General features: G+C 27.2%; 13 protein-coding genes. 3 read left to right on the top strand and 10 right to left on the bottom strand.

What is annotated here, in order from left to right:
- Positions 1–32: 32 nt before the first annotated feature.
- From CRU94_RS08855 to ruvA, 6 genes are all read right to left on the bottom strand, one after another.
- The gene (locus CRU94_RS08855) at positions 33–1,502 is read right to left on the bottom strand and encodes a type II secretion system protein GspD (protein WP_129106418.1); all 1,470 of its coding nucleotides are present in this window, start codon (positions 1,500–1,502) and stop codon (positions 33–35) included.
- 69 nt (positions 1,503–1,571) lie between these two features.
- Positions 1,572–2,060: an HIT family protein gene (locus tag CRU94_RS08850; RefSeq protein ID WP_129106417.1), complete on the bottom strand. Its 489-nt coding sequence runs from the start codon at positions 2,058–2,060 to the stop codon at positions 1,572–1,574.
- Between the two features lie 8 nt (positions 2,061–2,068).
- Positions 2,069–3,484, bottom strand: a complete 1,416-nt coding sequence (locus CRU94_RS08845) for a Mur ligase family protein (protein ID WP_129106416.1) — start codon at positions 3,482–3,484, stop codon at positions 2,069–2,071.
- Positions 3,471–4,190, bottom strand: coding sequence for an alpha/beta fold hydrolase (locus CRU94_RS08840; RefSeq protein ID WP_129106415.1), 720 nt, complete (start codon positions 4,188–4,190; stop codon positions 3,471–3,473). The genes CRU94_RS08845 and CRU94_RS08840 overlap by 14 nt, the downstream gene beginning before the upstream one ends.
- A gap of 1 nt (position 4,191) precedes the next feature.
- Positions 4,192–5,232: a D-alanine--D-alanine ligase gene (locus CRU94_RS08835; RefSeq protein ID WP_129106414.1), complete on the bottom strand. Its 1,041-nt coding sequence runs from the start codon at positions 5,230–5,232 to the stop codon at positions 4,192–4,194.
- A gap of 15 nt (positions 5,233–5,247) precedes the next feature.
- Positions 5,248–5,805 carry a Holliday junction branch migration protein RuvA gene (gene ruvA, locus CRU94_RS08830; protein ID WP_129106413.1) on the bottom strand — a complete coding sequence of 186 codons (558 nt, stop codon included), beginning with the start codon at positions 5,803–5,805 and terminating at the stop codon, positions 5,248–5,250.
- Between the two features lie 135 nt (positions 5,806–5,940).
- Between ruvA and CRU94_RS08825 the strand changes: the two genes are divergently transcribed.
- Positions 5,941–8,142 carry a methyl-accepting chemotaxis protein gene (locus tag CRU94_RS08825; protein WP_129106412.1) on the top strand — a complete coding sequence of 734 codons (2,202 nt, stop codon included), beginning with the start codon at positions 5,941–5,943 and terminating at the stop codon, positions 8,140–8,142.
- A gap of 29 nt (positions 8,143–8,171) precedes the next feature.
- Here the strand turns inward: CRU94_RS08825 and CRU94_RS08820 are convergent, their stop codons facing one another.
- The 4 genes from CRU94_RS08820 to ppnP all read right to left on the bottom strand — a co-directional run bounded on the left by CRU94_RS08820 (position 8,172) and on the right by ppnP (position 10,876).
- Positions 8,172–8,525 carry a hypothetical protein gene (locus tag CRU94_RS08820; protein ID WP_129106411.1) on the bottom strand — a complete coding sequence of 118 codons (354 nt, stop codon included), beginning with the start codon at positions 8,523–8,525 and terminating at the stop codon, positions 8,172–8,174.
- A gap of 54 nt (positions 8,526–8,579) precedes the next feature.
- Entirely contained in the window at positions 8,580–9,641 is a 1,062-nt protein-coding gene (gene truD / locus CRU94_RS08815; protein WP_129106410.1) for a tRNA pseudouridine(13) synthase TruD, read from the bottom strand.
- 9 nt (positions 9,642–9,650) lie between these two features.
- Positions 9,651–10,478 carry a thiamine-phosphate kinase gene (locus CRU94_RS08810; RefSeq protein ID WP_129106409.1) on the bottom strand — a complete coding sequence of 276 codons (828 nt, stop codon included), beginning with the start codon at positions 10,476–10,478 and terminating at the stop codon, positions 9,651–9,653.
- An 83-nt stretch (positions 10,479–10,561) separates the two neighbouring features.
- Positions 10,562–10,876, bottom strand: coding sequence for a pyrimidine/purine nucleoside phosphorylase (gene ppnP / locus CRU94_RS08805; protein WP_129106408.1), 315 nt, complete (start codon positions 10,874–10,876; stop codon positions 10,562–10,564).
- A 111-nt stretch (positions 10,877–10,987) separates the two neighbouring features.
- Here ppnP and CRU94_RS08800 point away from each other — a divergent pair, with 111 nt between their 5' ends.
- Positions 10,988–11,248, top strand: a complete 261-nt coding sequence (locus tag CRU94_RS08800; protein WP_129106407.1) for a hypothetical protein — start codon at positions 10,988–10,990, stop codon at positions 11,246–11,248.
- Positions 11,249–11,254: 6 nt separating this feature from the next.
- Positions 11,255–11,872, top strand: coding sequence for a recombination protein RecO (gene recO, locus CRU94_RS08795; RefSeq protein ID WP_129106406.1), 618 nt, complete (start codon positions 11,255–11,257; stop codon positions 11,870–11,872).
- Positions 11,873–11,875: the final 3 nt, after the last annotated feature.

Genomic DNA, 11,875 nt, shown 5'->3' with positions numbered 1-11,875 from the left:
ATATCAATTCCTTTAGTTTTTGCAAAAGTATATCAAAAGTTATAAAAATCATCGCTTGAAGAGTTTGTGCTATCTATTAATATTTGCATTGGATCTTTTCTATTATTGTTCTGTTTTTGATTCTCTTTTTTTTGCTCCACTTTTTCTTTTTTATTCTCTTTTTTTTCAATATCTTCTAAACTCTTTTGTAAGTAAATATCCTCTATCTCTTTAAGTTGTGAAAGCTTTTCTCTAATAAAACTAACTCCTTTATTTTTTGGAACAATATATGGAGTTACTATAATTACTAAATTACTCTTTTTATTTAGTGTTACACTATTTCTAAAAAGTGTTCCAAGAATTGGAATATCTCCCAAAAGTGGGACTTTCTCTTCTATGTTTTCATTTTTATTCTCTATTAATCCACCTATTATTACACTCTCTCCATTGTTTAAAATTGCAGTTGTATTTATCTCTTTTTTTAAAGTATCAGGATTATCACCAGCTCCTACTTTGTTTAGTTTTACAGCTTCTAATAAAGCACTTATTTGTAAAGCAACTTTATTATCTTTTGAAATTCTAGGTTTTACTTTTAAAGTTAATCCAACATCTTCTCTTTCATAATCTGATTTAGATCTACCTCCATCTGTTAGACTACTTGAAGTTTGCATTGAGATTTTTTCACCAACATAAATAAAGCTCTCTTTGTTATTTATTGCTAAAATTGAAGGTTGTGAGACAATATCCAAAGCACCTTTTTGTTTAAGCAAATTTAAACTTGCAGCCAAAGATACACCACTTTTTAAATTTTGATTTTTTATATCTATTCCTAAACTTCCTATTGCTTCATCAATTGCAAATGAACCACCATTTAACTTTGTACTTAGCGCCATAATTCCACCACTTGAACTTGAAGCTGCACTTACTCCATAAGATACTCCAACCTTATCAACAAGCTCATTATTAACCTCTATAATCTTTGCTTCAATATAGACTTGTAAACTCTCTTTATCAAGACTATCTATAAGCTTTTTTATACTATTTAAACTCTTTTGATTTGAAAAAACAATTAAAGAGTTTGATTCAATATTTGGAACAATAAGAGTTTTTTCATCACCATTTAAACTCCTCTTTTTTAAAAACTCCTCTAAAATTTTATATATAGTTTCAACTTCACTATTTTTTAATTCATAAATCAAAATATCATCTTTTGAAACTATTTTTGACTCTTTTTTTGTAATTTTATAAAAGGAGTGAAAATCCTCTAAAACATAGTTGTTTTCATTTAAAATTGCTCTTAAAATATTTAAAAGTTCATCTTTATTTAGGGTTTTATTTGATACAAAATCAACTTTAATATCTAGTTTATCGGATATTAAAATATCTTTTTTAAGTATCTTTGAACTAATTTTTATAAGTTCATTTAAATCAATTTTTGAGAAATTTATATTTATATTATCATTTGAGAAACTAAGATTAAAAAAGAGTATTAAAAGAAGAGAGTATCTTGCAAAATTTTTCATAAGTTCCCCCAGAAAATTTAATAAGAAAAAATTATATTAGCAAAATAAAACTACAAAGTAAAGAAAAAATTATTTAAAATATATTTTTGAACTCTCTTTTAATTTTTTAAAAATATCAGAAAAATTTGCTGGATAGACTCTAGTTTGAGCTATTGTTGTAATAAAATTTGTATCTCCTATCCATCTTGGAACTAAGTGATAGTGAACATGTTGTTCAATTCCAGCTCCAGCTGCACGACCTAGATTCATTCCAATATTAACACCCTCACAAGGCATAATATCTTTCAAAAGCCTAACAGCTTCTTGAACTCTTTTTGAAACTCTTTGCCAAACAATATCCTCTAAATCCTCTATATTTGATGTGTGAAAATTTGGTACAACCATAATATGACCTGGACTATAAGGAAACTTATTCATAACAACAAAACAAAGCTCATCACTAAAAACAACTTGATATTTCTCATCATCTCTGTTTTTTAAAATATGGCAAAAAACACAATCTTTAATCTTCTCTTCGCTTACATATGAGTATCTCCAAGGTGCATAAAGATGTTCCATAAAAATCCTTAAATAAAATTTGGTGCATCATTTGCAAATAGAATCAAATCACCACTTTTTGTGCTACTTGCTAATATATTTTGCATTTGTGATTTATCTTTTAAAATAAATATTTTCTCTTTATCTATATTTTGACTTAAAACCTCTATATTTAAACTTCCAGTTAAGATTACAAAATCAAAAACCTCATCTATTTTTAAAGCTATTTTTTTGTTTGCTTCAAGAGTTGATTCAACAAGTCCTGGAGTAATAATAACCTTTCTTCCACTATAAGTTTTACAAAGATTAAAAGCTTCCATCATTCCTTCAAAATTTCCGTTAAATGAGTCATCAATTATCACTTTACCATTTGCTTCAATTTTTTGAAGTCTGTGTTCTACTTGAGGAAGAGTTTTTAAAGACTCTTTTATGCTTTTTATATCTATTTTTAAATAGTTTGCAACTAAAATCACAGCACTTAAATTTATTGCATTAAAACTTCCTAAAATTGGGGCGAAAAACTCCTCTTTTTTATCATTTATCTCAAAACTAAATCTAATACCATCTAAACTACTATCTAAAATCTCTAAATTTTTTGGAAAAATCTCAATATTAAAAGACTCTTTTGCATCTGCACTTTTGTGAACATATGCTTTTTCTAATCTTTTTGAACCTAATAACTCTTTTTTTGTATTTTGAATATTTTCTAAACTTTTAAAATACTCAATATGTTGCTCTCCAATCGTTCCAACTACACAAATTTGAGGTTCAAGAAAGTTTGCTATTGTTTTTATATCACCTTTTACTCTAGCTCCCGCTTCTGCTATATAAATTTGAGTATTTAAAGGTAAATCCATATTTACATCTAAAACAAGCCCTGCAATTGTATTTACACTTCTTGGAGTTTTGTAAGTGTTAAAATGATCTTTTAAAATATGATATAAAAAGTTTTTTATAGATGTTTTTCCATAAGATGCGGTAATTGCAACAATCTTTAAATCTTTTATATTATTTAGTTTTCTTTTTGCAATTTTTTTATAAAAATTAAACATTAGTTTTTCTGTAAGATTTGATAATAATATTGTTAAAAAAAGAGCCAATAAAAAGTAGATTTTTGAAGCAAAAAAGTATCCAAAAATCAAAAGAGTAGCTAAAATTATAAAAAATCTTTGAACTCTTTTTGTATAAACTAAACTTCTATCAAGTTTTTTTGCCCAAAAATATAGTGCTATTAAGTATAAAACTAAAATTGGTGCAAAATATATCTCTTTTGATACTATCCATAAAAGTAATGGAAAAATAAAATAAAAAAGATGCCAAACTTTTTTGTGATGATTTAAAACAACTCTTTGTAACTTATAGTTATACCATTGAAGATTTAGTATTAAATACCAAGATAGAGCAAAAATAGCTATAAAATTGATAAAAAAGTTAAAATAGTTCATATTCTATTATTTCGCATATCTGTTTTGAGTGTTTTAAAAAGAAGTAGTGATCTCCACTTAATTTATAGAAAATTGAGTTCTCTATAATATTTGAAATTTTTTCTCCTGATTTTATAGAGGTAGCTTTATCTTCTAATCCCCAAAATATAAGTGTTTTATTTCTCTGTTTTGCAAAAATAGGAGTAAAATCCTCATCTACAACATTTTTAAATGTTTTGTACATATTTTCACTCATTTTTGATACATCTTTACTTCTAAATCTTTTTGTTAAGCTTTTTAACTTAACTTTATTAAAAAATTTTGCCAAAGATATTTTTAATCTAACTTTTAGTGGTTTTTTCTCTATTATTCCAGCACTACTTAATAAAATTAAATTTTCTGGATTTAATAAAGTTGCAACTTTACCACCAAATGAGTGTCCTGCAACTGCAAAAAAATCTGAATCCAATTTTTTTAAAAACTCTTTTATAATTTGTGCATAATCTGCTGTTGTAAGTTCATATATATTCTCACTATTTCCAAAGCCTGGCATATCAATATATATGTGTCTGTAAGAACTTAAAAAAGTTCCAAATGCTTTTTTCATAATCTCTTTATTTGAGCCCCAACCATGAAGAAAAACTATATCTTTTTTTGCATTTGGATTTATTATCTCATAAGAGATATCAAAAACTTTTCCATCAAGATTTATGCTTTTTAGTGCCAAACTACTTTCCTTTTGCAACTTGAATTTTATTTACATACTCATAATTTATAGGAATAAACTTCTTTTTAGGTAGATTTGAAGCAACTTTTGTAAAAACATCTTGAAAATCTTCAAACAAATAGTTTGCCATAGATCCTGGAATTGAGTTTATCTCATTTAAATATACTTTATTTTCAACTACAAAAAAATCACATCTAATAATTGAACCTTCAAACAAAGTATTATAAATTTTTTTAAAACTCTCTTTTATCTCACTGTTTAATTTCTCACCTAAATCAACCTCTAAAGCTTTTGATGTTCTTGAAAAATCAAGATATTTTTTATCAAAATCCAAAAACTCGGCTTTTTGTGGCTCTTCAATAATTGAGAAAATAAACTCTCCATTTACTTTTGTACCAGCTAGATTGTACTCTTTTACACCACTAATAAAAGGCTCAATTATAATTGCATCATCAAACTCAAAAGCTACATCAAGTGCATAACTTAACTCTTCTTGATTTTTTACAATAGATACTCCAATAGAGCTTCCTAGCTTTACTGGCTTTAAAATAACAGGAAACATATCAACTTTTATACTATCATTTTTTGTATAGTATTTGTATGGTAGAGTTTTTACATCAACACTTTGCGCATACCCTTTTGTGATAAACTTATTTGAACTAACAACACAAGCCTCTGTTCTTGGAGCTATAAAAGGGATATTATAAAAATCTAAAACTGAAGATAAAACTCCATCTTCTCCATCTCCACCATGAGATAGATTTAAAACTACATCAAAATCAATATTTTGCTCTTTTTTAAATAATCCAGATATTTTATAAAATCCACCCTTTTTTAAAAAAACTTTATCAAATTTCAAATACTCACCACTACTAAATAGTTTTGAATTTATTTTAGAACTTGGAATCTCATATAAATCTCTATTTTTATCTATAAATATATATATTAACTCATCTTTTAAAACATCTTTCATAGCAATCGAACTTACTATTGAAATCTCATGCTCAAAACTTATACCACCAAAAACTATTGCTATTTTCATTTTATAATTTCCCTTTTATTTTTGTAATTTCTTAAGTGCTTCTCTAACTAATTCAGAAGTTGTTGAGCTTGTACAAGTTTTTAAAATAGTTGAAACTAAATCTTTCTTAAATCCAAGTGACTCTAAAGCTAGTGAAGCTTCAAGATTAATATTTGGAATATCCCCAGTAGTAGTTGCTTCAACAACAAATCCACTAAGCTCTACTAATATTCTACTAGCACCTTTTGGACCAATTCCTGGAACTCTTTTTAACATATTTACATCACTTGAAGATACAATTTGAGCAAAAGAGCTTGGTGTAAAAGTAGAACAAATTGCAAGTGCAACTTTTGGTCCTACTCCATTTATTTTTATAACTGTATCAAAAAGTTTTTTTTCATTTAAATCTAAAAAACCATATAAATTGTGTGCATCTTCTCTTATAATTTCAGTAATCTCAAACTTAACTTCATCAGAAGTAATTTTTGAACTACAATTTAAAGATACAAAAACTTCATAAATAACTCCATTTACATTTAAATGTACAACTGTTGGCTCTTTTTTTACAACTTTACCTATTAATCCTACTATCAATGCAATCCCACTCTATATTTTTTTATATCTATCATAAATTAATCTTAATCTTAATTTCATTTTTTATAGATTTTCTCACTCTGTTTTAAAGTTTTTAAGTATATAATAATTCTACTTAAAAATTAAGGGTTAGATATGTTGGATTTTATAACAAAAAAGATTAGTAATAAAATTATGGTTGCGCTTTTTTTACTTACTTTTCTAAGCAGCAGTTTTATCGTTTATTCTACAACTACAAAGGTAACTGAAGACTCTATATCAAATGCAAAAGAGAGTTTGGAGATGCTTAATGCATCAATATTTCAAACTTTAAGAAATACAATGAATACAGGAGATCCTGATTTAATAGCAAAAGCAGAAGAAGAGGCTAGACAGATAAAAGGTGTTAAACAGTTAGTTGTAGCAAAAAGTAAAGCTTTAATGGAACTATATCCAACAACAGTTCCCTATACAGATGATTCAAAAGTTTTAGAGAGCTTTGAATCAAAACAAAATCAGTTAATTCAAACAAATGATGCCGATGGACATAATATTAGAATGATTAAACCAATGATTGCTACAAGTGAGTGTATGATGTGCCATGCAAACCAAGAGGTTGGTGATGTAATTGGGGTTATGGATTTAACTTTCTCTCTTGCAGAAACAGATGCAAAAATAAGTAATTTATTAAAAGATATCTCTATTGCTTCAACAATTTTAGGTCTTATTACAATAACTTTAATTTTCTTTATTGTAAGAAGAGCTACAAGTCCAATAGAGAGCCTAAAAAATGGTTTTGAAGAGCTTCTTACATCAAACGATGCAAATATAAAATTAAATGTAAAAACTGATGATGAGATTGGAGAGGTTGCAAATTTATTTAACTCTTACATGAATAAAGTAAGAGATGGATTAAAACAAGATGAGATTGTAATTGAAGAGGTTAATGATGTTATAGAGAAGACTGCAAATGGGTTCTTTGTTTATAAAGTTGAAAATACAGCTTCAAATATTCATGTAGAAGATTTAAAAAATAAATTAAATCTAATGATTGAAAGAACTAAAGAGACTTTAGACAAAATAAATGAAGCATTAAGAAATTATGCTGAATCAAAATATGACTTTATTTTAAAAGATGATAATATCTTTGGAAACTTAGGTTCACTTGCAAGTGGTATTAAGCTTGTAGGAAACAATACTTCAGAGCTTCTTGCTATTGTTATGAATACAGGAAATGCTCTAAAAGATAGTACACAAACACTTTCAGATACATCTTTAAGACTAACAAGCTCATCAGCTGAACAAGCAGCTAGTTTAGAAGAGACATCAGCTGCACTTGAAGAGATAACTGCAACAATTCAAGCGAATACTCAAGCAGCTATTCAAATGGCACAACTAGCACAAAATTTAACTCTATCTGCTAAAAAAGGTCAAGATTTAGCGAATCAAACATCTAAATCTATGGATGACATCAATAAAGAGGTTAGTTCAATAAATGAAGCTATTGAGGTAATTGATCAAATAGCATTCCAAACAAATATTCTATCTTTAAATGCAGCTGTTGAAGCTGCAACTGCTGGAGAGGCTGGAAAAGGGTTTGCAGTTGTTGCACAAGAGGTGCGAAACTTAGCAAATAGAAGTGCAGAAGCTGCACGAGAGATTAAAGAGATTGTAGAAAAAGCGACTCAAAAAGCGAGTCAAGGTAAGAGTATTGCTAATAATATGATTGATGGTTATAGTGAATTAAATAACAATATTTCAAACACTTTAACAACTATTGAAAGTGTTGCAACTGCTTCAAAAGAGCAAGAAGTTGGGATATTACAAATTAATGATGCAATTGGCTCTTTAGATAAATCTACACAAAAAAATGCTCAAGTTGCTGAACAGATATCAAATATGGCAAATTCAATTGCATATATGTCAAGTTATTTAGTAACTGCAGCTTCAAGAACATCATTCCTTGAAGAGAGTTTAGAAAAAGTTTATGATGTAGATTTAGTATTTGATACCGCTTTATTAAAAGTTAATATTCTAAAAAGTAAAGATGAAGTTTATTCAAAACTTGGAAATAAAAAATCGTTTCAAGTAGCTAATAGTAACTATGTTAAAAATTGGCTAAATAGTGAAGAGAACTACAATAAAATAAAAGATGAAAATATATTAGATAGTATAAATAAGTTAAATCTCAAATTTCATTCAAGCCTTCAAGATTTAGTAAATTCAAATGCCGCTAAAGATAAAAATGAGATTTTAAATGCTACTGCGAATAGAGTTGAAAAAAGTACAAATGAACTATTTGAGAGTTTAGACAATATAAAAACTAGCAATAAAAGTTCAACTCCATTTAATGTTTGAAAAAGGTAAGATGGTTTAAACCCATCTTACTACTGTTGCATCTGTCTAATAAGTTCTTCTAAATCATCTTTACTCATGCTATCTTCTGAAGCACAAATTGTTTTTGCACTAGGTGCTATATTATATTGAGATTTATCAATATCATTTTTATCACAAACAAAATTAACAACTCTCTCTATTTTTTGTCTATGTAAATCTTGCCTTTGTAGAAGTCCATATATATTTGAAATAAAATCCCCTAATTTCTCTCTTTTATGCCTTGGAATATCAAGATCATCAATAACTTTTGAAATCTCTTCAGTGTTTTCAAAAATATCAATTGAATCATTTTCGGTCTCTTTTATAACCTCACAAAGTTCAGTTATTAGCTCTTCATATCTCATTTGTTACCCTTATGTTAATGTAAATTCGATACTAGCAAAAAATCACTTAAATAATTAATGTATAATTTCAGCTATAAATTCCGTTGCGTATGAGCCTTTTGGAAGATAAAAGTTTAATTCCATATGGTTTTTATCCTCTTTGTAATTACTTTCTATATTTTCTGGAAATATAAAAGCAAATCTTCTTGCTCCATCTTCACTCATTTGCACATCAAACTCTTTTTCAATCTCATAAGCAAAGCCTTCAGATTTTTTAACTCTTTTTCCACATAAAAGTCCTGTTGGAACTCTATCCTTTTCAAAAAACTTTTGACTCTCACTCTCTAAATCATCAATTATAAATATTCTTCCAAATGGATAATGAGACAGTAAATCTCCTGTAATAATTTTAAATGGATGTGGCTGTTTTTTTGCTCTTTTTACCTCATCAAGTGGAAGATTTAACTTTTCATAAATCTCTTTTGGTTCAAAAGCTTCTATTAGTTTTGAAATCTCTATTCTTTTTGAAAGCCAAGAGTTAAAAAGATAACTTTGATAAGCATTTATAAACATCTGTTTTAAATTTCTATTTCTCTCTTTTAATTTTCCCTCAACAATAGCTTGACCTTTTTTGTAGTTTTCACCATCAATTCCAAATCTTTGAAATCCAAAATAGTTTGGCATACCATAAGTAGCAATTTGTCCTAAAGCCTCTTCAATTTTTCTTTTTTCAACTAAACCTACTCTTTTTAATCTAATAAAAAAGTTGTTTCCTTTTAAATGCCCAATTTTTATCTTATTATTGTGATAAGTTGTTTCAAGAATTTTTATATTTTCATGATTAAAATTTTTTAATGCCTCTTCATATTTTTTATGAATTGAAATATGCTGAATTGTCATTGCATTTTTATCTTTAAGTCCTGCATAACCAAACTCTCTTGTACTACATTTTAAATAGTTTGCTAAAATCTCTATAGCATCCCAAGTTGCTAAATCTTTTTTTCTAAGTTTTAAAATTAGATGTTCACCATCACCACTAAATTCATATAAAGGTACCTCATTTACAACGAAATCATCTTTCGTTTGTTTAAAAAGTACATCTATTTTTGAGTGGTTTAAATATCTTTGTAATTGCAATTTTTTTCCTTAATTTTTAAAATGGTGGTTTGAAAGATTTGTTCTAAAACTTCCTTTTACAGCTTTTGCAAAGAAGTTTAATTTTGTTTTATGCTTTTTTGCTATTTGCTCAATCTTTTTTAGATTTTTTTGACTACATGAAAAGAGTATCTCATACTCCTCGCCAGAACTAGCAACATCATTATCAATTTTTCTAAAAATATCAAATCCAATATTTGAAGCAATTGAGAGTTTTTCTAAATCCAAAAACAATCCATCACTAATATCCATAGAAGCATTTATATATTTTGAAGCCTCATAAAAAAAATCAGCTTTTAAAACTGGTTTTATAAATTTAGATGATTTTTTGATTTTTTTCCCGCTTAATAAAGCCTCTAAATCTTTTTTACTATCTCCTAGTTTTCCTGTAAAACAGAGATAATCACCCTCTTTTACACCACTTCTATATATAGGTTTTGAAGTTTTTGAAATAATTGTAATACTAATATCTAATTTATAATTTTCAATTGTATCGCCACCAATAATTTCAAAATCAAAATCTTTGGCTGCTTTTTTAAATCCATCTGCAAGCTCTTGTAAATCCTCATTTGTATAACTTTTTGGAATAGCTATGCTTATAAGTGCATATTTTGGTTTTGCATTCATAGCAATTGCATCGGATATATTTACAAGCATTGATTTATATGCTATTTGTTTTAATGTAAACCAATCTTTTTTAAAGTGTACATCTTCAAAAAAAGCGTCCATGGAGTAAACATACCCATCTATAAACGCACCATCATCGCCGTTGTATTTACTATTTTGTATACTATTTATAAAAAATTGTTCTTTATTCATAAAGAAGTGTATCAAAATTTTGCAAAAAGAATTGATTAAATTGTGTAAGTTTAAAACAGTGTTTTCACTGTTTTAATTTTTTATTAGTTTTTTATAAAAGAGCAACAGTAATCAACTAATGAGTGAACTCTTAGTTTAAATTTTGTATTCTCTGGAACTTCAAAAGATGCAGGTCCTTCATATTTAACCCAATCAGATGCTGGTAGAAGTAACTCTAATCTTCCTCTTTGAATATCTATAATCTCTTTATTAACAGTATTTAACTCATACTCACCAGGTAACATAATTCCTAAAGTCTTTTTTGAACCATCTTCAAATGTAATTGCTCTGCTTGTAATGTTTCCATCATATAAGATATTTGCAGCTTTAGCAATAGAAACACCTCTAAAATAATCCATCTGTTCTCCTTAATTTTTCTCAAATAAGTATATCCAAATTTTTATGTGAGAATATTAAATATAGTTACAATTTTCTGCTATAATCCCTCAAAATTTTAAAAAGGTTACAAAATGAACAAACAAGAAGAGCTAAAAGATTTAATAAAAAATGTTGTTTTAGAAGATGTTGATGACTATATTGATGAGCTACTAGAACTAATTGCTTCAAAAAAAGATGATGAAGATACAAAAGAAGAGTTAAACTCTATGCAAGAGATGAAAAAAGAGTTTTTGGAACTTTTAAGTGAGTTAGAAGCTGGAGAGATTGATGATGAAGAGGCAACTGAATTAATTGAAGAGATAAATGATATGTTAAATGAGGATATTGATTAATAGTATATGCAAGGTTATATTATTGATATAAAAGCTGTTAAAGATGATGATTTAATAGTTACAATTTTGTGTGAAAAAGAGCTTATAACAACTTACAGGTTCTATGGAGCTAGACACTCAAATATAAATATTGGATATAAAATAGATTTTGAATTAGAGAAGACTAAATCCTCTATTTCAAGATTAAAAGATGTTATGCAGCTTGGTTTTCCTTGGATTTTAAATAGTGAAAAGATGTATGCTTGGCAAAGATATTTAAAACTATTTTACAATCATTTAAAAGAGTTAGAAGAGCCTGATAGTTTCTATTTTGAAACACTTGAAGAGCTAGTAACTAAGATTAATAAACAAAATGTTTTAAGAGCAATTGTTGAATCATATATTTTACTTTTAGAGCATGAGGGAAGACTTCATACAAACTTTGAGTGCCTTATTTGTGAAATAGAGGTTGATTTTAACTTAGCTTTAATTAGGGGATTTATTCCTGTTCATAAAGTTTGTGTTAATAGAGCAAAAAGCTTTGAGATAAATGGGATAAAAGAGCTATTTAATTCAAAATCTTCTATAAATTTAGAGGATGAAGAGGTAGAAAAGCTTTGGGAAATTATTCTACTTGGACTTTAAAAT

This window comes from Arcobacter sp. AHV-9/2010, assembly GCF_004116575.1.
Lineage (GTDB): Bacteria > Campylobacterota > Campylobacteria > Campylobacterales > Arcobacteraceae > Aliarcobacter > Aliarcobacter skirrowii.
This window is presented reverse-complemented; position numbering and strand designations above follow the sequence as displayed.

Coding starts and splice junctions, on each gene's coding strand:
- CRU94_RS08825 (WP_129106412.1), top strand. CDS start 5,941: ATGTTGGATTTTATAACAAAAAAGATTAGTAATAAAATTATGGTTGCG.
- CRU94_RS08835 (WP_129106414.1), bottom strand. CDS start 5,232: ATGAAAATAGCAATAGTTTTTGGTGGTATAAGTTTTGAGCATGAGATT.
- ppnP (WP_129106408.1), bottom strand. CDS start 10,876: ATGGATTATTTTAGAGGTGTTTCTATTGCTAAAGCTGCAAATATCTTA.
- recO (WP_129106406.1), top strand. CDS start 11,255: ATGCAAGGTTATATTATTGATATAAAAGCTGTTAAAGATGATGATTTA.
- CRU94_RS08800 (WP_129106407.1), top strand. CDS start 10,988: ATGAACAAACAAGAAGAGCTAAAAGATTTAATAAAAAATGTTGTTTTA.
- CRU94_RS08820 (WP_129106411.1), bottom strand. CDS start 8,525: ATGAGATATGAAGAGCTAATAACTGAACTTTGTGAGGTTATAAAAGAG.
- CRU94_RS08845 (WP_129106416.1), bottom strand. CDS start 3,484: ATGAACTATTTTAACTTTTTTATCAATTTTATAGCTATTTTTGCTCTA.
- CRU94_RS08850 (WP_129106417.1), bottom strand. CDS start 2,060: ATGGAACATCTTTATGCACCTTGGAGATACTCATATGTAAGCGAAGAG.
- CRU94_RS08855 (WP_129106418.1), bottom strand. CDS start 1,502: ATGAAAAATTTTGCAAGATACTCTCTTCTTTTAATACTCTTTTTTAAT.
- CRU94_RS08810 (WP_129106409.1), bottom strand. CDS start 10,478: ATGAATAAAGAACAATTTTTTATAAATAGTATACAAAATAGTAAATAC.